We start from the raw sequence: 20,660 nt of genomic DNA, 5'->3' as shown, positions 1-20,660 counted from the left end.
ACCCAGGCCCGTTTCCATCTGCGGTGCGACGGCAGCTACGAGGGGTGAGGCTGCCGCGGTGACACTGGCTGTGCGTGAGGGGTGTTACCGGTGTGGTTCAGGCCGCTGGGAGACCGGCCGCGCCCCGGCGGTCCGCCGAAACGGACCGCCCGTGGGACGCCGGTCGTGCCACCCGGTGGCCGAGCCGCCTCAGCGGCCGTTGAAGGAGCCCGAACCCGAGCCCGCGGCGGCCAGGCCACCGCCGGCCGGACGGTCCTCGCGGCCGATCTCGGCCTCCAGGCTCTGGCCGCGGCCTTCCAGGTCGCGCAGCTGGCTCTCCAGGTACGCCTTCAGGCGCGTGCGGTACTCCCGCTCGAACTGCTTGAGCGTGTCGATGTGCTGCTGCAGCGCGGTGCGCTTGGCGTCCAGGCCGCTGATCGCCTCCTGGTGGCGCTGGCGGGCGTCGCGCTCCAGCGCGTCGGCCTTCGCCCGGGCGTCCCGGGTGACCTCCTCGGCCTTGGAACGGGCCTCGGACAGCACCTTGTCGGCCTCGCGACGCGCGTCGGACACGTGGTCGTCGGCGGTGCGCTGGGCCATCATCAGCACGCGCAGGGCCTGCTGCTCGCCCTCGGGGCCGGACATCGCCGCCGCGGCAGCCATGCCGCCGCCGCGCAGCTGCTCCAGCTCGTTCTGCATGGCGCGGGCGGCCTGCTCGGCCGCGGACTTGTCGCGCTGCATGCGGTCGAGCTGGGCCTTCATCTCGTTCAGCTCCGCCGCCAGCCGCGGGTCGGGGCCGCCGGGACCGACCGGGCGGCCACCGCCGCCGCGCTCGACCTGCATGCGCAGTTCGCTGTTCTCTTCGATCAAACGGGCGAGTTCGCGCTCGACCTCATCGAGGAAGGCGTCGACCTCCTCCTCGTCGTACCCCCGCTTGCCGATCGGAGGCTTTTTAAAGGCGACGTTGTGCACGTCGGCCGGGGTGAGCGGCATCGAAACTCCTCGGGTCAGTCGCGGCCGCGTTGAGGAACGCTCGAACGGATGGGGGTCACCCGTCAGAGCAGTCCCTCGACGATAAACATCAGCACGAAAAGGATAATCAACAGGACGATGGAGCTCAGGTCGATGCTCACGGTACCAATGCGCAACGGTGGGATCACACGCCTCAACGCTTTGAGAGGCGGATCAGTGACGCTCCACACCACCTCGAGCGCGGCCGCCGACCCCCGCGCCGGCTGCCAGCGCCGACTGAACGAGAGCACGTACCCCATCACGAACCTGGCCAGGAGCACCAGGTAGAACACGTAGATCGCGATGTACACGACCTGCAGCACAGGCGAAAACACGACAGTCGGAGTCCCTCGGTAGGACTAACTCTGGTTGAGGTACCCACCCTCGGCGATCTTGGCCTTGTCCTCGGCGGTTACCTGGACGTTGGCCGGTGAGAGCAGGAACACCCGGTTGGTGACGCGCTCGATCGTACCCCGCAACCCGAATGCGAGTCCCGCAGCGAAGTCAACCAGACGCTTGGCGTCCGCCTCGTCCATCTCCGTCAGGTTCATGATCACCGGCGTGCCGTCCCGGAACCGCTCCCCGATCTGCCGCGCCTCGTTGTACGTGGTGGGGTGCAGCGTGGTGATCTGCGGCCGCCGGTCGTCCTCGGCCGTCGCCGCCACCCGCTGCTGCGGCTGCACCTGGGGCGCCAGCGCCAGGTTGTCGCGCACCGCGGTGGTGCCACCCGTCGCCGACGCCGTGGCCGGGGCCGCGGTCAGCGGCCGGGTGATCGGGCGGACCGTGGCCCGCTCGGCCCGCGCCGCCTCCAGGCGCGCCTCCACGTTCAGCCGGGTGGCCTCCGCCCGGGCCGACTCGCGGGCGGCCTCCAGCCGGGCCGAACCGCTGCGGTCGGCCGCCATCCGGGTACGCGGCACCGACGGCACCTCGTCGAGGTCGTCGTCGTCCTCGAAGTCGTCGTTGTACCGGCCCCCGTCACGCGAGTAGCGGTCCTCCGCCCGGTCGCCGCGGCGACCCCCGCGGTCGCGGTAACCGGAGGAATAACCCTTGTCGTAGGCAGGCTCGTCGTACTCGTGCTCGTCATCGTCCTCGACCAGCCCGAGCCAGACACCCGCCTTCCGCAGTGCGCCCATTGCCGCGCCCCTCCGTCCGCCGTGCGGCACAAACCCCCGTGCCTGTGCCGCTCTCGCGCAGACACCAGCTCTCCATCAAAGCCCGCCACGAAGCCAGTGCCTGCAGCACTTCATCTTCACTCACGTGGGTTAACCACACTCGTGTAATTTCGGTGCAGCCGCCAGGCTACCGCAGGGGTGGTCGCATTCCGAGAATTGCGCTGCCGATGCGCACATGTGTCGCGCCGCACGCCACGGCCTCGTCGAGATCGTCGCTCATGCCCGCGGACACCACCGTCGCATCAGGATGTGCCGCCCGGATCAGCGCGGCGCACCGGGCCACCTCGGCGAAGGCGCGCTCGGGCGCCCAGTCCAGCGGCGCCACCGCCATCACGCCGCGCAGCCGCAGCGCCGGGTCGGCGGCTATCGCGTCCGCGACACGTCTCAGCGCCCGGTCGGGATCGTCACCGGTGGGCAGCGCCCCGCCCCGGTCCGGGTCACCGTCCACACTGATCTGCACCAGCGCGTCGAGCGGCCCCGGCCGGCCCTGCTCGGCGGCCCGTGCCGCCGCGGCCCCCAGCGCCGCCGCCAGCCGCACCGAGTCGACCGAGTGCACCATCGCCGCGTACGAGGCCACGGAGCGGGCCTTGTTCCGCTGCAGCTGCCCGATGAAGTGCCAGCGCAGGTCCACCCCTGCGGCGGCGGTCTGCGCGGCCTTGGGGGCGGCCTCCTGGTCGCGGTTCTCCCCCACGTCGGCCACGCCGAGCGCGGCCAGGTGCAGCACGTCGGCGGCGGGGTAGGTCTTGGTGACCGCGACCAGGGTGATCTCCTGCGGGGCGCGTCCGGCCCGCGCGGCGGCCGCCGCGATGCGCTCGCGCACGGCGGCCAGGTTCGCCGCGATCTGCTCGCGCCGCTGCTCGTCAGTCAAGATCCACTCCAGGTACGAAGGAAGCTCCGGTCATGCCGTTCATACCGCATGGCCGGAGCTTCGATCACAGAGAGCCGCTCGCCCTCGATCATCGGACTTGCCAGGCACCTGTGCGTATCTTGAGCCCACTTTCGGCCAGGTGCCAGGCAAGTCGAATGACCTTGGTGCGGTCCGCGACCTTCTGGAATCAAGAACCGTTCTTCAGGAAGTCCGGCACGTCCACGTCGTCGAACAGCACCTTGCGCTGCGACTGCGCGGGCGGAGTGCTGTTGGTCGGCGTCGGGTGGCGCAGCGTCGGCGCCTCCACCGGCGGGGTGACCTTGCGCGGGATCTCCACCGGCTTGTACGACGGCGAGCCGCCGTCGAAGCCGGCCGCGATCACGGTCACCCGCACCTCGTCGCCGAGCGCGTCGTCGATCACCGCGCCGAAGATGATGTTCGCGTCCGGGTGGGCCGCGTCGGTGACCAGCTGCGCCGCGTCGTTGATCTCGAACAGGCCCAGGTCGGAGCCGCCCGCGATGGACAGCAGGACACCGCGCGCGCCGTCCATGCTCTGCTCCAGCAGCGGGCTGGAGATGGCGCGCTCGGCCGCCTCGACCGCGCGGTTGTCGCCGCGGGCGCTGCCGATGCCCATCAGCGCGCTGCCCGCGCCGCTCATGACGCTCTTCACGTCGGCGAAGTCGAGGTTGATCAGACCCGGCGTGGTGATCAGGTCGGTGATGCCCTGGACACCGGAGAGCAGCACCTGGTCGGCCTGGCGGAACGCGTCCATCATGGTGATGCCGCGGTCGCCGAGCGCCAGCAGCCGGTCGTTGGGGATGACGATGAGCGTGTCGCACTGGTTGCGCAGCTCCTCGATCCCGGACTCGGCCTGCACCTGGCGGCGCTTGCCCTCGAAGGAGAACGGCCGGGTCACCACGCCGATGGTCAGCGCGCCGAGCTTGCGGGCGATGTTGGCCACCACGGGCGCGCCGCCGGTGCCGGTGCCGCCGCCCTCGCCGCAGGTGACGAAGACCATGTCGGCACCCTTGAGCACCTCCTCGATCTCGTCGCGGTGGTCCTCGGCGGCGTTCTTGCCGACGTCCGGGTTGGCCCCGGCGCCCAGGCCCCGGGTCAGCTCGCGGCCCACGTCGAGCTTGACGTCGGCGTCGCTCATCAGCAGCGCCTGCGCGTCGGTGTTGATGGCGATGAACTCCACGCCCTTGAGGCCGACCTCGATCATGCGGTTGACGGCATTGACGCCACCGCCGCCGATGCCGACGACCTTGATGACCGCGAGGTAATTGTGCGGAGGTGTCATCGGACCCTTCCTTCGAGGCTCTTGTGCCACAAGGGCGAGGGCAACACCCCCACCCGGCCTAGCTTGCCGCAGCGGCGGAGGCGGACCTCCGGTCACTGCCGCTCCGGCATCGGTTCGGGGCGGGAACCCTAAACCTCTACTAGAGCCTTACGGTTATGTCAATCATTGTCTTGTACGGAAACGTAAGCGTCGGCACGCTGTGATCCAAGGACCACTGCGGCGTGTCTCGCCTTCCACTATGGAGACCTCGCGCACGTCGCCGCCGTGACGGCCGCCGAGGGGCTCAGCCGAGGGTCACGACCTCCGGCACGCCGCTGACGTCGATGCGCTTGTCCGGCTTGGCCAGCAGGGCGTCCGCCGCCTTCGCCTTGTCGTCGCTGTTCTCCGCGTCGCCCCAGGTCACGACCCGGTCTCCGGACATCTCCAGCCTGATCCGCGCCGGGCCCTCGACGACCAGGGTGACCAGTTCGGACCGCAGCCGCTTGGTCAGCGACCGCAGCACCGCGAGCGCGGACTGGGTGGAGACGTCCTGTGGGCCGGGCGTGGCCAACTGCACCCGCACGACGCCGGACGGGACGCCGGAGACCGTACGGTAGATCACACCATGATCATCGAAAAGATCGTACTTCTTTCCGTTGGGCACCGCGCCGACCGGTGTGCGCTCGACCACCTCGATGACCAGAGTGGACGGCCAACTGCGGGACACGGTGACCTCGCGGGCCGGGGCCAGCGCCGCCACCCGGGCGCGCACCGCGTCGGTGTCCACCCGGGCCAGCGGGGTGCCGTCGGGCACCGCCGCGGCGGCGCGCACCTGGTCGGGCTCCAGGATGAGCGCGCCCTGCACGTAGACCTCGCGCACCCCGAGCACCGGCGAGACGAAGATCAGCCAGCCCAGCGCGCCGAGCACCAGCAGCGTGCCCGTCGCCAGGCCCAGCCGGGCCACGATCCGCCGGTTGCGGCGCACCCGGCCCGCCCGCGAGAGCGGGATCCGGGTACGCCGCATGAACTGCCGGACCCACGGCGGGACGGCGTCGGTGCCGGCCCGCACGAGCCGCCAGCGCCGCCGCGATCCGTCGTCGGGGCCTTCCGGCATCAGGCCGACTCTCGGGCGTCCGGCGAGGCGTGGCGGGCGACGTACCCGTTCGGGGAGACGGGCTCGGCGCGCCCGGCCAGGGCGGCCATGAGTTCGTCGCCCATCAGCGAGATCGGCGGGGCGCCCATGGTCACCACCACGTCGCCCTCGCGGACCCGGCGGACCACCTCGCCCGGCACGTCCTCCCAGGACGGCACGAAGATCTTCTGCTCGGGCGGCAGCGGCACGGCCGCGGTCAGCGCGACCCCGCCCTCGCCCGGCTCGCGCACCTCGCCGGGGCCGAACACCTCCATGATCACGGCCTCGTCGGCCAGCGCCAGCGCGGCGGCCATCTCCTCCTGCAGGTCCCGCGTGCGGTACATGCGGTAGGGCTGGAACACCACGACGAGGCGTCCGTCGCCGGCGACCTCGCGCAGGGTGTGCAGGGCGGCGGTCATCGAGGTCGGGTGGTAGGCGTACTCGTCGTACACCCGCACGCCGCCCACGATGCCCTTGAGCTCGAAGCGCCGCCGCACGCCCGGGTGCGCGGCCAGCCCGGCCGCCACCACCTCGGGGTCGACGCCGAGCTTGAGCGCGGTGAGCACGGCCGAGGCGCTGTTCAGGCCCAGGTGCCGGCCCGGCACCGGCATGGAGAACTCGCCCAGCTCCTGCCCGTTCAGCGAGGCCAGGTAGCGCACGCCCGCGGCGGTCGTGGTGATGTCGGTCAGCCGCAGGTCCGCCTCGGGCGACTCGCCGTACGTGTACACCGTGCGGCCCAGCTCGCGCAGCCGCGCGGTGACCCGCATCGCGCCCGGGTCGTCGGCACAGGTGACCACGAAGCCGTCCGGCTCGACCAGGGTGCCGAACTCGACGAACGCGTCCTCCAGGTTGGCCAGCGTGCCGTACGTGTTGAGGTGGTCCTCCTCCACGTTCGTGATGATCGACACGTGCGGCCGGTACAGCAGGAACGACCGGTCGCTCTCGTCCGCCTCGGCGACGAAGAACTCCCCGGTGCCGTGGTGGGCGTTCGAGCCGACCTCGGAGATCTCCCCGCCGATCACGAAGGACGGGGCCAGCCCCGCCTGCTGCATGATCAGGGTGATCATCGAGGTGGTGGTGGTCTTGCCGTGCGTGCCGGCCACCGCGATGGTGCGCCGCCCGGTCATCGACGCCGCCAGCGCCTCCGAGCGGTGCAGCACCCGCAGCCCGCGCCTGCGCGCCTCGGCCAGCTCCACGTGGTCGGCCGGGATCGCGGTCGAGTAGATGACCGTGTCGACGCCGTCCAGGTTCGACACGTCGTGGCTCATGTAGATGGTGCCGCCCAGGGCCCGCAGCGCGGCCAGCGCGGGCCACTCCCGCAGCTCCGAACCGGACAGCGGCACGCCGCGGGTCAGCAGCAGGCGGGCCAGGCCGCTCATGCCGACCCCGCCGACCCCGATCATGTGCACCCGGCCCAGGTCCTCCGCGGTGAGCACACCAGCCGGGATCATCTCCGCCGTCTCCACTGCACGCCTCCCTAGTTTCGCTTCGCCGACGCCAGCGCGTTCAGCAGGAACGAGCGCAGCTGCTCGTCGCCGTCCCGCCGGCCGTACGCCGCGGCCGCGTAGCCCATCGTGGCCAGCCGCGCCTGATCCGTCACCAGCGGCAGCACGTTCTGCTCGATCCACTGCGGGGTCAGCTCGCCGTCGTCCACGATAAGTCCACCACCAGCCTCAACGACCGGGAGCGCGTTGCGCCGCTGCTCGCCGTTGCCGTACGGCAGCGGGACGTAGATCGCGGGCACCCCGAGCGCGGCGGTCTCCGCGCAGGTCATCGCACCACCGCGGCACAGCGCCAGGTCGGCGGCGGCGTAGCCCAGCTCCATCTCGTTGATGAACTTGACCCGCACGTACGGCGCGTCCAGGTCGCTCGGCACGTCGAAGTCCTCGTTGCGGGCCCCGATCACGTGCAGCACCTGCACGCCCGCCGACGTCAGCGCCTTCGCCGAGGCGGCCACGGCCAGGTTGATCGAGCGGGCTCCCTGCGACGCGCCGAAGACGAACAGCGTCGGCCGGTGCGGGTCCAGCCCGAAGTGGGCGCGGGCCCGCTCGCGCAGCGCCACCCGGTCCAGCGTGGCGATGGACTGGCGCAGCGGCACGCCGACCACGGTCGCGCCGCGCAGCGACTCGTCCTGGCGCGGCTGGTGCGGGAAGCCCACCGCCAGGTGGTCGGTGAAGCGCATGCCCATCTTGTTGGCGACACCGGCCGGCACGTTCACCTCGTGGATCACGATCGGCGTGTGCCGCCGCCACGCCGCCAGGTAGGCAGGCACGCTGACGTAACCGCCGAAGCCGACCACCGCGTCCGCCTCGACCTCGTCCAGGACCGCGCGCGCCGCCTTGGTGGACCGGAACATCCGGTCCGGCGTGCGCAGCAGGTTCATGTTCACCGAGCGGGGCAGCTGGTACGCCGGGATGTGCCGCAGGTCGTAACCGGCCGCCGGGATCAGTTCCGTCTCCATGCCGCGCGGCGTGCCCAGGCACGTGATGCGCAGGTCCGGGTCGTGGCGGCGCAGACAGTCCGCGAACGCCAGCAGCGGATAGATGTGCCCGCCGGTGCCACCACCGGCCAGCACCACCGACCGCAACCGGCCGTCACCTGACACCATCACCGTCTCCTCTCACCCGGGCCACCTGCCTTGGTGGTTCGTCCCGGCGCGCCGCCCGAACGGCGGTCCCCCGGGGACTCCCCACCCGCGCGCGACGCCGGCTCCTTCGCCTGCGGCTCGCGCGCCTTGGCCACCCCCGTCGCCGCGGTCGCGGCGGCCGCCGCGTCGGCGGGTCGCGCCGGCGACGGCAGGGGTGGCAACGGGGCCCACACTAGCTGGGCCCACTTCGGGGCCGGACGGGCATGCAGGGCTCGCGCCGCGTCCGGCTCCGCGCGGGCGAACGACGCCAGCATGCCGACCGCCGCCAGGGTCACCACCAGGGCCGTGCCGCCGTCGGAGATGAACGGCAGCGGCAGGCCGGTGATCGGCAGCAGCTTGACCACCCCGCCGATGTTGATGACCGCCTGCGCCACCAGCCACAGCGTCACCGCGCAGGCCGCCATCCGGCGGAACGGGTCGTTGACCCGCCGGGCGATGCGCAGCCCGGTGAAGGTCAGCACGGCGAACAGCGACAGCACCACCAGGCAGCCGACCACGCCGAGCTCCTCGGCGATGACCGCGAAGATGAAGTCGTTGTGCGCGCTGGGCAGCCAGTTCCACTTCAGGCTGCTCTTGCCCAGCCCCACCCCGAACCAGCCGCCGTCGGAGATGGCCAGCAGGCCCTGCTTGGACTGGTAGCAGGTGTCGTCGTTGGCGGTGCAGCTGATGATCTCCGCGTCGGTCTGGAAGAACGCGCCGAACCGGTCCGACCGGTAGCCGCCCAGGCCGGGCGCGACGATCAGCAGCGCGATGCCGGCCAGGCCGGTGCCGATCAGCATGCCGAAGTAGCGCATCGGCGTGCCGGCCGCCCAGAGCAGGCCGACGAACAGGATCAGCAGGCACAGCATGGTGCCCAGGTCGGTGTACCCGACCAGCACGAACAGCAGGCCCACCAGCGGGAACAGTGGCGAGAACAGCTCCTTCAGCCGCACGATCGAGTTGCCCTTGCGGGTCAGCACGTCCGCGCCCCACAGCACCAGCGCGAACTTCGCCAGCTCCGACGGCTGGAGCTGGACCGGCCCGAGGTAGAGCCACAGCGTCTCGGAGTGGATGAAGCCGATTTGGGGCTTGGGCAGCACCTTCGAGGCGTGCAGCAGCGCGATGCCGTCCATCAGGACCAACAGCACGATCGACAAGGTCAGCGCCACCGGGGCCATGGCCCGGAAAGTGCGCCGCGGCAGGCGCTGGCAGACCCAGAACGCGGCCAGGCCCACCACCGCGGCGATGACCTGCTGCGCGATGACCGCGAACGCGTTGCCGCTGGCGCTGTACGCCGCGACGCTGGTCGCCGAGTACACCATCGCCAGGCCGATCACCAGGAGCAGGCCGGCGCTGGCCAGGAGCAGGTAGTAGGAGGCCAGCGGGCGGGACAGCAGCCCGCGCAGGGCGGCGAGCCAGGTGAACAGGTCCACCCGCAGCGCGCGGGGAGCCGGCGTGCCCGCCTCGGCGGGCGGGGCTGCCGTACGGGCGTCACCGGTCATCGAGAGGACTCCGATCTCGGCCGCTGCGGACGGGGTGCTGTTCTGTTGTGCGTGACCGGCGCGCCCGCCGGCGGCGTCAGCCGGCCAGGGCGCGGACCGCCTCGGCGAACGCGTCGCCGCGGCGGGCGTAGCTGGGGAACATGTCCAGGGACGCGGCGGCGGGGGCGAGCAGCACGGTGTCGCCCGGCTCGGCCAGCCGGGCGGCCGCCCGCACGACCTCCGCCATCGCCCCATCATCCGTGCGGGCGACGTCCACCACGGGCAGGTGCGGCGCGTGTCGCGCCAGCGCCGCGGCGATCTCGGCCCGGTCCACGCCGAGCAGCACCGCCCCGGCCAGCCGGGGCGCGATCCGCGCCGTGAGCTCGTCGATGTCGACGCCCTTGAGCTGCCCGCCGGCCACCCACACGATCCGCTCGTACGAGGTCAGCGACGCCTGGGCGGCGTGCGGGTTGGTCGCCTTGCTGTCGTCCACCCAGGTCACGCCGCCGACCTCGGCGACCTTCGCGTTGCGGTGCGGCTCGGGCACGTAGCCGGCCAGCCCGCGCCGGATCGCCTCGTGCGGCACGCCCACCGACAGCGCCAGCGCGGCGGCGGCCAGGGCGTTGGCGACGTTGTGCGCGCCGACCGGGTGGATGTCGGCCAGGGTGGCAAGCTCGTGGGCGTCACCGTCGCCGGTGCGGTCCACGAGCACGTCCTCGACCACGCCGACACAGCCGGGCGGCGGCACGTCGAGGGTGAACCCGACCAGCGGGCCGGTCACCCGGGCCGCGTGCAGCCCCTCCAGCAACGCCCTGACGCGCGGATCGTCGAGGTTGCCGACTGCCGTGCCCCCGGTGGCCGCCGAGCGCCACACGGCGGTCTTGGCCCCCGCGTAGTGGTCGAAGCCGCCGTGCCAGTCCAGGTGGTCGTCGGCGAGGTTGAGCATCGCCCCGCCGTGCGGGGCCAGCGTCGAGGACCAGTGCAGCTGGAAGCTGGACAGCTCGACGGCCAGCACCTCGTATCCGGTCGGGCCGCCGGCCTGGGCGTCGACCAGCGGGGTGCCGATGTTGCCCAGCGCCGCCGTGCGCAGGCCCGCCGCCTTCAGGATCGCGGCGAGCATGGTGACCGTGGTGGTCTTGCCGTTGGTGCCGGTGACCGCCAGCCAGCGCGGCCCGTCCGGCTTGCGCAGGCGCCAGGCCAGCTCCGGCTCGCTGTACACCTCGATGCCCGCCGCCGCGGCGGCCAGGGCGAGCGGGTGGTGCGGTGGGAAGCCCGGGGAGACGACCAGGTCGTCGACCCCGGACAGCAGCTGCCCGGGGTCGGGCTCGCCGATCACCACGGACACGCCCAGGCCCGCGAGCCGCTCGGTCTCCGCGGAGGCGGCCCGGTCGACGACGGTCACCTTGGCGCCGAGGCCCGCCAGGGCGGTGGCGCAGGCGGCTCCCGCCACCCGCGCCCCGGCCACCAGCACCGAACGGCCCTCGTACATCGATGTCACCCCATCACGCGCAGGAAGTCGCTGTAGAAGATGCCCAGGCCGATCGCCACGCCGATGCCGCCGACGATCCAGAACCGGACGACGATGTTGACCTCGCTCCAGCCTGCCAACTCGAAGTGGTGCTGCAGCGGCGACATGCGGAAGACACGTTTTCCGGTGGTCCGGAAGGAGATCACCTGGATCACCACCGACATCGTGATGATCACGAACAGGCCGCCGATGATGAGCAGCAGCAGCAGGGTGCGCGTCGACATGGCCAGACCCGCGATGAGGCCGCCCAGCGCGAGCGCGCCGGTGTCGCCCATGAAGATGCGGGCGGGCGAGGTGTTCCACCACAGGAAGCCGACGAGAGCGCCGGCCGCCGCGGCGGCGATCATCGCCACTTCCAGCGGGTCGCGTACCGAGTAGCAGTAGTTGTTGGCGTTGGCGGCGTAGCCCGAGGTGTCGGCGCACCAGTGCTGGTACTGCCAGGCCGCGATGAAGCTGTACGCCCCGAGCACCATCACCGAGGTGCCGGTGGCCAGGCCGTCCAGGCCGTCGGTCAGGTTAACGCCGTTGGTGGCGCCGAGCACCACCACCACGAACAGGATGATCGCGCCGACCTTGCCGATGTCCAGCCAGTCGATGTCGCGGATGAACGAGATCTTCGTCGAGCCCACCGTCTCGGTGTTCGAGCCGGGGTCGCTCAGCGCGATGATGCCGAACGCCGCGCCGACCAGCAGCTGGCCGAGCAGCTTGCCGCGCTTGTTCAGGCCGCCGCTGTTGCGCCGGCGCACCTTCAGGAAGTCGTCGATGAAGCCGACCGCGCCGGAGAACACGAACAGGCCCAGCAGCACCAGGGCGGTGATGGTCGGCGTGATCTGGGCGATCTGCTTCTCGGGCAGGGTGGTCAGGCTCAGGTGAGCCACCACGTAGGCGATGACCGTGGCGAAGATGAACACCACGCCGCCCATCGTGGGCGTGCCCTTCTTACCCAGGTGGGCCTGCGGTCCGTCGGTGCGGATGGGCTGGCCCGCCTTGAGCCGGGTGAAGGCTTTGATGGCAATGGGGGTGCCGAAGAGGGATACCGCGAACGCCACCAGGATCGCGACGATGATGGATCTCATCGGTGGCCGTCTCCGTCACTCGCGCCCGCCAGGGCGCGCGTCTCGCGCAGTGCGTCCACCACGTCCCAGGTTCGGTATCGCGAACCCTTCACCAGTACGACGTCTGCGGACCGCAGCCGCTCCCGCAGCACGCCGATCGCCGCGGACTGATCGCTGACCAGCACCGACTCACCTTCCCAATGCCGCACCGAGGCCGCGCCGTCGAGGATCGGCGCGGCTGACTCGCCCACCACGATCAGCAGGCCGACGCCGAGCGTAGCCGCCAGCGCTCCCACCTCCGCGTGGCCGTCGCGCTCCGCCGGACCCAGCTCGGCGTGGTAGCCGAGCACCGCCACGGTGCGCCGCCCCGCCTGACCTGCGCCACCCAGGGTGTGCAGCGCGCGCAGCGCCGCCGCCGTCGAGGCCGGATTCGCGTTGTACGAGTCGTCGATGACCGTGACACCGTCGGCACGGTCGAAAACATCCATCCTTCGGGTCGAGACGGCGCGCAACCGGGCCAGCGCCGCGGGCAGTTCGGCCCACGGCAGACCGCAGCGCAGCGCCACGGCCGCCGCCAGCAGCGTGTTGCCCACCTGGTGCGCGCCTGTCAGACCCAGTTCCACCCGCGCGGACTCGCCACCTCGCACCACGGTGTACGAGGGACGCCCGCGCTCGTCCAGCACCACGTCCACGGCCCGCAGGTCCGCGTTCTCGGCCTGGCCCACCAGCACCGACGGCGCGGCGGTGACGCCCGCCATCGCGGCCACCCGGGGGTCGTCGCCGTTGAGCACGGCCAGCCCGTCCGCGGGCAGCGCCTGCACGATCTCGGACTTGGCCAGGGCGATGCCCTCGACCGAGCCGAACTCGCCGATGTGCGCCACCCCGACGTTGACCACCACGCCGATGCTCGGCGGGGCGATCTCGCAGAGGTCCTTGATGTGCCCGATGCCGCGCGCGCCCATCTCCAGCACCAGGAAGCGGGTGTCGGCGCCGGCCTTCAGAGCGGTGTACGGCAGCCCCAGCTCGTTGTTGAACGTGCCCGGCGGCGCCACGGTCGGGCCGAGCCCGCTCAGCAGGCCACCGATGAGGTCCTTGGTGGTGGTCTTGCCCGACGAGCCGGTGATCGCCACGACGGTGGTGTCGAGGCGGTCCAGCACGGCGCGGGCCAGCCTGGCCATCGCGGCCAGCGGGTCGGTGACCACGACCGTCGGCAGCTCGGGCACCGGGCGCGTGCCGAGCACCGCCACCGCGCCGGCGGCCGCGGCGGCCGGGGCGAAGTCGTGGCCGTCGGCCTTCTCCCCCGCGAACGCGACGAACAGGCCGCCGGTTCCGATCTTTCGCGAGTCGAACTCCACCGAGCCGGTCACCCGCGCCAACGGGTCGCCGCCGTGCAGCGTGCCGTCGACCGCGGCGGCGATCTCGGCCAGGGTCAGCGGGATCATCGGCCCTCCTCCTGCTCGGCGGCCCGGTCGGCCGGGTGCTGCTCGGCCGCCACGGCCTGTCCGGCGGCGTCGCCGGTCGGCGCGGCGGCGGTCTCGGAGCCGAAGCGCGCGGTCAGCGCGGCCGCCAGCTCGATCCGGTCGTCGAAGGGCAGGACCTTACCCTGGATCTCCTGGCCGGTCTCGTGGCCCTTGCCGAGCAGCGCGATCACGTCGCCGTCCTTGGCCCGCTCCACGGCCTCGGCGATGGCGGCCCGGCGGCCGCCGATCTCGACGACCTCGGCCGCGTAACCCGCGGTGCCCGCGAGCACGCCCTGCCGGACCGTCGCGGGGTCCTCGGTGCGCGGGTTGTCGTCGGTGACGATGAGCAGGTCGGAGCCCTGCGCCCCGGCCGCGCCCATGAGCGGGCGCTTGCCGGTGTCCCGGTCGCCGCCCGCGCCCAGCACGCAGATCAGCCGGCCGCCGCGGACGTCGGCCAGCGAGCGCAGCGCCAGCAGCGCCGCCTCGATCGCGCCGACCTTGTGGGCGTAGTCGACCACGCCGACCACCGGGCCGGGCGCGTCGACCTGCTCCAGCCGGCCGGGCACGCCCGGGCAGGCCGCGACGCCGGCCGCGGCGGTGCGCGGGTCGACCCCGACCGCGGTCAGGCAGGCCAGCGCGAGCAGCGCGTTGGCCACGTTGTGGCGGCCGGGCAGCCGCACCGCCGCGGGCACCGGCCCGGCCGGGCCGATCGCGGTGAAGTGCTGGCCGAAGCCCTGCTCGACGACGTCGGCGGCGCGCCAGGTGGCGGCCGGGTCGCCGAGGGCGGAGTACGTGATCGTGTCCGTGCGGCGCAGCGGCAGCAGCGCCGCGTCGTCGAAGTTGAGCACCTCGGCACGGCAGCGGCCGTCGAACAGCCGTGCCTTCGACTGGAAGTAGTCCTCGGAGTCGGGATGGAAGTCCAGGTGGTCCGAGCCGAAGTTGGTGTAGCCGCCGACCGCGAAGCGCACCCCGCCGACGCGGCCCAGCTTCAGCGCGTGGCTGGACACCTCCATCACCACCGCGGTGACGCCGTTCTCCCGGGCCACCGCGAACAGGGCGTGCAGCTCGGACGCCTCGGGGGTGGTGCGCACGCTCTGCACGGTGAGGTCGCCCAGGCGGCTCTCCACGGTGCCGATCAGGCCGGTGACGTGCCCGGCCGCGCGCAGCCCGGCCTCCACGAGGTAGGCGGTGCTGGTCTTGCCCGCGGTGCCGGTCAGCCCGATGACGGTCAGCGCGGCGCTGGGCGAGCCGTAGACGGCGTCGGCGACCGGCCCCAGGGCCTCGCGGGCGTCCGCGACGACGAGCACCGGCACTCCGGCCGCGAGCACGGGCGCCAGCGCCGGGTGGGCCGCTCCGGCGGCGTCGGTCAGCACCGCGACCGCACCGGCGGCGAGCGCCTGGGGCGCGAACTCGGCGCCGTGCCGGCGGGAGCCGGTCAGCGCCGCGAACAGGTCCCCGGGCCGCACCTGGTCGCCGGCGTGGGTGACACCGGTCACCTCGACCCCGGCCAGGGCCACCGCGTCGCCGGCCGGGGCCGCCTCCACGAGGCTCGCGAGCGTGGCGAGGCTGACCGGCGCCACGTGGGCCGGCCGCAGCGGTGCGGTGGTGGAGCTGAGTTTCCCGGGCACGGCGTCAGACCTTACCCGCTGGCCCATGACCCATCGCACACCTGTGCCCGCTGTGTCTGACTTCTAGTGACATGGATCAGTAATGCGTCACGAAACTGGGCGACTTGACCGTGCTCGGGAGCACCTTGAAGTGCCGCAGCGTGTACGCCATGATGTCGCGGAACGCCGGGCCCGCCACCTTGCCGCCCGCGCCGACGCCCGGCGTCTTGACGAACACGGCGACCACGTAGCGCGGGTTCTCCGCCGGGGCCATGCCGATGAACGAGCCGACCTCGCCCTTGACGTACTTGCCGTTGAGGACCTGCGAGCCGGTGCCGGTCTTGCCGGAGATGCGGTATCCGGCCAGTGCCGCCGAGCGGCCCGTGGCCTGGTCGACGGTGGTCACCGCCTCCATGATCTCGCGTAGCGCGGCGGCGTTCTCGGCGCTGATGACCCGGTGCGACTTCGGCGGCGCGGGTTCGGTCACCTTGCCGTCGGGCGCGATGGTCTGCTTGATCAGGTGCGGCTGCACCCAGGTGCCGTCGTTGGCGATCGCCGCGTACGCCGCCGCCATCTGCAGCGGCGTCACCGCCATCTCGTGGCCGATCGGGATCGAGCCGTGCGAGGTGCCGCTCCAGTCCGCCGGCGCCTGCAACTGACCCGAGGACTCGCCGGGCACCCCGATCCCGGTGGGCTGGCCGAGCCCGAACAGCTTCTGGTACTCGTACAGCTTCTCCGCGCCCAGTTTGTCGGCGATCTTGATGGTGGCCACGTTCGAGGAGAACGCCATCAGGCCCGGCAGCGTGATCTTGGTGCCCTCGGGGAACTGGTGGGTGTCCCAGTAGACCTGGTCGCCCTTCTTGATCGAGGGACCGATCTTCACCGTCGAGTCGGGCTCGACCACACCCTCCTGCAGGGCCGCCGACAGCACGATCGCCTTGTGCACCGAGCCCGGGTCGACCACCACCGAGGTGGCGTTGTCGGCCAGCGCCTCCGGCTTGGCCGCGCCCGGGTTCGCCGGGTTGAACGTCGGGTACGTGGCCTGCGCGACCACCTCGCCCGTGCGGGCGTCGAGCACCACGGCGGCACCCCAGACCGCCTTCACCTTCTGCATGCTCTCGAACAGGATGTGCTGCGCCTGCCACTGCACGTCGCGGTCGATGGTGAGCATCAGCGAGCTGCCCGGCTGCGCCACGGTCTCCCGGCGGTAGCCGCCCGGGATGGGCTTGTTCAGGTCCCCGTTGCCCGTCTCGTACTGCAGCTCGCCGTTGCGCCCCCGCAGCAGCTGGTCGTAGCGCGCCTCGATGCCGGCCAGGCCGTTGAGGTCGGTGCCGGTGAACCCGATGAGGTTCGCCGCGAGGTCGTCGCCGGGCATGTCGCGGCGCTCGTCGCGCTTGACGATGATGCCGTCCAGGTCGAGCGCCCGCACCTGCTCGGCGTCCTCCACGCTCAGCCCGCGCAGCAGCCAGCGGAACCGGATCGGCGCGCCGCTGACCTCCTGCTTGCCCTTCTGCAGCAGCGGTTCCAGCTCCGACGGGGCCTTGCCCAGCAGCGGCGCGATCACCGCGGCGGTCGTCCGGGGGTCCTTGACCAGCTCCGGGTCGACCGCAACGAAACGGGCCTCGACACTCTTGGCCAGCACCTCGCCGGTCCGGTCGTAGATGGCGCCGCGTGCCGCGGGCAGCACGATCTTGTCGAGCCGGTCCTCCAGCCCCTGCGCGGCGAACGCGGGCGCGTCGGCCAGCTGGAACTGCACCAGCCGCACCCCGATCGCGGCGAACAGCAGCAGCGCCACGGCGGTCGCCAGGCGCAGCCGTCGGCGCGGCTCGCCCATCTTCGGCGGGTCGGGCGGCGGGGCGACCGGGCGCTGCCGGCGGTCCTGCGGGCGGCCCCGTCCGGCGTGCCGCCGGTCGCCGCGGTGCGGCTCGCGGGCGCGGGCGGCCTGCGTACGCCCGATGAACTCGCGGTCGGCGCGGACCGCGGGACGGCCCCGGCCCGCGGCGGCCGTGCGGCGGCGCGGGGCCTCGCGGCCCGGCTCGTCGACATCGAAGTCGCCGCCGCCGAAGTCGCCGCCGCCGGCGTCGCTGCGGCGCGGGCGGCGGACCGACGGGGCACCCGTGACCCGGCCCAGGCGCTGCGGCGGGCGGCCCTCCTCGGCCCGTCCGCCGCGCACCATGCGCAGCTCGGCCCGGCGGCGCTGGAGCTCGGCCTCGGCCTGCGGATCCGGCTCGGAACCCGCGGACGAGCCGCCGTCGCGGGTGGTGCGCCCGCGCGGGGTGAAGGCGCGGGCGTCGCCGATACCGCCGCGGCGGTAACGCCCCCGGTCCTCCGGCTCGTCGGTGTCGCGTCGCGCCATCGTCGCCCTCTCCCGTCGACTACGCAGCCAGTCCTCTACACAGGCAGACGCGGCACGGCTCCCGCGGAGCCGTGCCGCTGTGCCGGTGGCCGGTTCCGGTGGCCCGCCCGGACGGCGGGCCGCCGGGAACCGTTCACCGGCTTCCTGACGTTCACTGGCTGGTGATGCTCGGCTTGCCGGTGGCCGGTTGCGGCACTCCGATGATCTTGCCGTCGGGGAGCCGGATGAAGGCGGGCGAGCCCGCCGGCACCAGGCCCAGCCGCTTGGCCGCCGCCTCCAGGCGACCCGGCGACTCCGCCTCCGTGATCTCCTGGGTGATCTGCTGCTCGCGCAGGTCGAGTTGCGCCTGCTGCCGCTTCAGATCGGTCAGCTGGATGCCGCTCTCGGCGATCTTGGTGTTGAGCACCAGGATGCCGAGCACCCCGGCGACCACGACCAGCACGATGAGCAGCACGAACGGCGTTCGCGGCGCCGCCACCGGCATCGGCGGAGCCAGCCGCAGCCGCGGTCGCCGTGCCTCCGGCGACGTGGCGACTCCCGGCTGCACCGCCAGCGCGGCACTGCCCACAGTCCGGTAACGGTCCCCGGAACGGCCTTCCTCACTCGCCTTCGCATTCAGGTTCGCGGCCCGACCCCCCGGTCGCGACGCCTCCTGCGCTGGCGTTGTGCTGCGGCGCGATGCCCGCAGCGGTGTCACGTTCATCCCTACCCCCTTTGCTCGCAGCCTGTCGGCCCCCGGTCAGGGACCTTGTTTGTCGATCAGTTGCGCGGCCCGCAGGCGCACCGACGCGGCCCGCGGGTTGCGGGCCACCTCGGCCTCCGACGCCATCTCGGCCCCGCCCCTGGTCAGCAGGCGCAGGGTCGGCCCGGTGCCCGGCAGCTCGACCGGCAGGTCCACCGGTCCGGTGCTGCGAGCGCGGGCCGCGAAGGCCTGCTTGGTGATCCGGTCCTCGAGCGAGTGGTACGACAGCACCACCACCCGTCCGCCGGGCGCCAGCGCGTCGATCGCGGCGGGCAGCGCACGCTCCCACGTGGACAGCTCGCCGTTGACCTCGATGCGCAGCGCTTGGAACGTCCGCTTGGCCGGATGTCCCCCGGTACGCCGGGCCGGCGCCGGGATCGAGTCCCGCACCAGCTCGGCCAGCAGGGCCGATGACGTGATCGGCGCCTTGGCACGCTCGCGCAGGATCGCCGCCGCGATCCGGGACGCGAACTTCTCCTCCCCGTAGACCCGCAGGATCCGGGTCAGGTCCGGGTGGGAGTAGCTGTTGACGATCTCCTGGGCGGTGATGCCCGTGGTCTGGTCCATGCGCATGTCGAGCGGCGCGTCCTGCGCGTACGCGAAGCCGCGGTCGGCCTCGTCCAGCTGCAGCGACGACACACCGAGGTCGAACAGGATCCCGTCGACCTGCTCCAGGCCGAGCTTCGGCAGCACCTGCGGCAGTTCGTCGTAGACCGCGTGCACCAGGTGCACTCGGTCGCCGAACCGCTCCAGCCGGCGCGCCGAGTGCGCCAGCGCCTCGGTGTCGCGGTCGAGCCCGACGAGGATGGTCTCCGGGTGCGCGAGCAGCACGGCTTCGGCGTGACCGCCGAGCCCGGTGGTGCCGTCGACGTAGACCGTGCGGCCGCCGGGTGCGCGTCCGGGCCGGTCCAGGGCGGGGGCCAGCAACTCCAGGCATCGATCAAGCAGAACCGGCACGTGTACGCCACGTGGCTCCACCATCTCGACCCCCCTGTTTTCGCTGTGCCTCGTCGTACCGCCAGATCCCCAACCGCTTCCCCGTTCCCACCCTCGTCGCGGCCGAGGATGAGAGCGATGCGCCTGGCGTCGGGGAAGTGACGCCAGGTGCCGGAGCGGGTGGAGATCTCGCGGTACGACTGCCGAGCCCGGCCTGCCATGAACGCGTGCCGGACCCCCGTCCTCACAGACCGCCGGGCAGCACCCCCTCCTCGATGTCGGCGAACTCGTCCTCGTTCGCCTCGAGGTAGGCGTCCCACGCCTGCCGGTCCCAGACCTCGACCCGGGTGCTGGCGCCGATGACCACGAGGTCACGGTCCAGTCCCGCGTACTCCCGCAGGTGGCCCGGGATGGTGACCCGGCCCTGCTTGTCGGGGATCTCGTCGTGCGCACTGGCGAAGAAGACCCGGCTGTAGGCGCGGGCCGCCTTGTGCGTCATCGGAGCCTCGGCCAACTGGCCCGCGATGCGCTGGAACTCCGGCGTCGGAAAGACGTAGAGACAGCGTTCCTGCCCTTTCGTGATCACGACACCTCCTGCCAGCTCGTCACGGAACCGAGCGGGCAGGATCAGCCGGCCCTTGTCGTCGAGCCGGGGAGTATGGGTGCCCAGGAACATCGGCCCCCACCCCCTCCAGCACCGACACCGACGCCGTCTCGTTTCGCGGACGAGTCGGCGTGCGTTGCCCCCGGGGCCGGCGGACCATCCGGCCCGCCATTGCGCCCCACTTTACTCCACTTCCCTCCACGGTCAATGCGGATTCAGCCTTCCGGGTGCCGATTTGCTCCACATAGGCGCAGCTCATGGCCGTAAACGAGCGGTGGAGGGCGGCGCGCCGCGTTACCAAGGTCATCTTTTTGACACCCGGAGTCGGCGCAGAAAAATGCACCCTCCGTCTCCGCGTAATCACCCGGAGGTGGCAACGCGGTGACAGAGGGTGCTTGACAGCTCTCTCTTGGTGCTACTCGGTTATACGGCCGTCGATCGGTGGAGGGCCGTCATGATCGGGTCGCGGCTCACGCGCCGGCGTCGTCCGCTTCGGTGTCGTCGCCGTCCTCCTCGGGACGGGCGTCCGGCGCGGCCGTCTCGGCGTCGGCCTGCGGGTCCTCGCCGGACGGGCGGCGCTGGTCGCGCCGGGCCGCCCCGTCGGGCTGGGCCGACGCGCTGGCGGAGGTCTTGGCGGTGGTCGGGGCGGGTTTGGCGGCGGGAGCGCCGAGCAGGCTGACCGCGGCTATACCGGCGCCCAGGCCCAGCAGCAGTCGGGCGGGGCGCCGCTCGGGGAGTTCGAGCACAGCGATGTCCTTCCAGGGGTGCGGCCCACCACTGTGCCAAGTGCTCGCCACCGTGGTGCGCATTCGCGCACGGCCGCTGTA

General features: G+C 72.4%; 17 protein-coding genes and 1 pseudogene. All 18 read right to left on the bottom strand.

What is annotated here, in order from left to right:
• Positions 1-189: 189 nt before the first annotated feature.
• Entirely contained in the window at positions 190-969 is a 780-nt protein-coding gene (locus tag AB0B35_RS16135) for a DivIVA domain-containing protein (protein WP_120316109.1), read from the bottom strand.
• 62 nt (positions 970-1,031) lie between these two features.
• Positions 1,032-1,322 carry a YggT family protein gene (locus AB0B35_RS16130; protein ID WP_360539736.1) on the bottom strand — a complete coding sequence of 97 codons (291 nt, stop codon included), beginning with the start codon at positions 1,320-1,322 and terminating at the stop codon, positions 1,032-1,034.
• A gap of 24 nt (positions 1,323-1,346) precedes the next feature.
• Positions 1,347-2,120: a cell division protein SepF gene (sepF, locus tag AB0B35_RS16125; protein WP_361045701.1), complete on the bottom strand. Its 774-nt coding sequence runs from the start codon at positions 2,118-2,120 to the stop codon at positions 1,347-1,349.
• 166 nt (positions 2,121-2,286) lie between these two features.
• The gene (locus tag AB0B35_RS16120) at positions 2,287-3,030 is read right to left on the bottom strand and encodes a YggS family pyridoxal phosphate-dependent enzyme (RefSeq protein ID WP_361045867.1); all 744 of its coding nucleotides are present in this window, start codon (positions 3,028-3,030) and stop codon (positions 2,287-2,289) included.
• 184 nt (positions 3,031-3,214) lie between these two features.
• The gene (ftsZ, locus tag AB0B35_RS16115) at positions 3,215-4,327 is read right to left on the bottom strand and encodes a cell division protein FtsZ (protein WP_360539740.1); all 1,113 of its coding nucleotides are present in this window, start codon (positions 4,325-4,327) and stop codon (positions 3,215-3,217) included.
• A 283-nt stretch (positions 4,328-4,610) separates the two neighbouring features.
• Positions 4,611-5,420: an FtsQ-type POTRA domain-containing protein gene (locus AB0B35_RS16110; protein WP_361045698.1), complete on the bottom strand. Its 810-nt coding sequence runs from the start codon at positions 5,418-5,420 to the stop codon at positions 4,611-4,613.
• Positions 5,420-6,889, bottom strand: coding sequence for a UDP-N-acetylmuramate--L-alanine ligase (gene murC, locus AB0B35_RS16105; RefSeq protein ID WP_361045865.1), 1,470 nt, complete (start codon positions 6,887-6,889; stop codon positions 5,420-5,422). The genes AB0B35_RS16110 and murC overlap by 1 nt, the downstream gene beginning before the upstream one ends.
• Positions 6,890-6,915: 26 nt before the next feature.
• On the bottom strand, positions 6,916-8,046 hold the full coding sequence (murG, locus tag AB0B35_RS16100; RefSeq protein ID WP_361045695.1) for an undecaprenyldiphospho-muramoylpentapeptide beta-N-acetylglucosaminyltransferase: 1,131 nt from the start codon (positions 8,044-8,046) through the stop codon (positions 6,916-6,918).
• Complete coding sequence (locus tag AB0B35_RS16095; RefSeq protein ID WP_361045692.1) at positions 8,046-9,566, bottom strand: putative peptidoglycan glycosyltransferase FtsW; 1,521 nt, start codon at positions 9,564-9,566, stop codon at positions 8,046-8,048. Before AB0B35_RS16095 ends, murG begins: the two co-directional genes overlap by 1 nt.
• A 76-nt stretch (positions 9,567-9,642) precedes the next feature.
• Positions 9,643-11,034: a UDP-N-acetylmuramoyl-L-alanine--D-glutamate ligase gene (gene murD, locus AB0B35_RS16090; RefSeq protein ID WP_361045690.1), complete on the bottom strand. Its 1,392-nt coding sequence runs from the start codon at positions 11,032-11,034 to the stop codon at positions 9,643-9,645.
• 5 nt (positions 11,035-11,039) lie between these two features.
• Positions 11,040-12,149, bottom strand: a complete 1,110-nt coding sequence (mraY, locus tag AB0B35_RS16085; protein WP_361045687.1) for a phospho-N-acetylmuramoyl-pentapeptide-transferase — start codon at positions 12,147-12,149, stop codon at positions 11,040-11,042.
• Positions 12,146-13,570: a UDP-N-acetylmuramoyl-tripeptide--D-alanyl-D-alanine ligase gene (murF, locus tag AB0B35_RS16080; protein ID WP_361045685.1), complete on the bottom strand. Its 1,425-nt coding sequence runs from the start codon at positions 13,568-13,570 to the stop codon at positions 12,146-12,148. Before murF ends, mraY begins: the two co-directional genes overlap by 4 nt.
• Positions 13,571-13,668: 98 nt before the next feature.
• A pseudogene (locus AB0B35_RS16075) lies at positions 13,669-15,132 on the bottom strand (UDP-N-acetylmuramoyl-L-alanyl-D-glutamate--2,6-diaminopimelate ligase); the annotation flags it as partial.
• A gap of 160 nt (positions 15,133-15,292) precedes the next feature.
• Complete coding sequence (locus AB0B35_RS16070) at positions 15,293-17,551, bottom strand: penicillin-binding transpeptidase domain-containing protein (protein ID WP_361045682.1); 2,259 nt, start codon at positions 17,549-17,551, stop codon at positions 15,293-15,295.
• Between the two features lie 151 nt (positions 17,552-17,702).
• Positions 17,703-18,119 (bottom strand): hypothetical protein, encoded by a 417-nt coding sequence (locus AB0B35_RS16065; RefSeq protein WP_361045680.1) that lies wholly within the window; start codon positions 18,117-18,119, stop codon positions 17,703-17,705.
• Positions 18,120-18,290: 171 nt separating this feature from the next.
• Positions 18,291-19,274, bottom strand: a complete 984-nt coding sequence (rsmH, locus tag AB0B35_RS16060; protein WP_361045678.1) for a 16S rRNA (cytosine(1402)-N(4))-methyltransferase RsmH — start codon at positions 19,272-19,274, stop codon at positions 18,291-18,293.
• Positions 19,275-19,473: 199 nt separating this feature from the next.
• Positions 19,474-19,905: a division/cell wall cluster transcriptional repressor MraZ gene (mraZ, locus tag AB0B35_RS16055; protein ID WP_361045675.1), complete on the bottom strand. Its 432-nt coding sequence runs from the start codon at positions 19,903-19,905 to the stop codon at positions 19,474-19,476.
• A gap of 398 nt (positions 19,906-20,303) precedes the next feature.
• On the bottom strand, positions 20,304-20,579 hold the full coding sequence (locus AB0B35_RS16050) for a hypothetical protein (RefSeq protein WP_361045672.1): 276 nt from the start codon (positions 20,577-20,579) through the stop codon (positions 20,304-20,306).
• Positions 20,580-20,660 lie beyond the last annotated feature (81 nt).

It is taken from the genome of Catellatospora sp. NPDC049133, assembly GCF_040648455.1.
GTDB classification, from domain to species: domain Bacteria; phylum Actinomycetota; class Actinomycetes; order Mycobacteriales; family Micromonosporaceae; genus Catellatospora; species Catellatospora aurea.
Note: the sequence above shows the minus strand (reverse complement) of the source record. Positions and strands in the feature narration are given on the sequence as shown.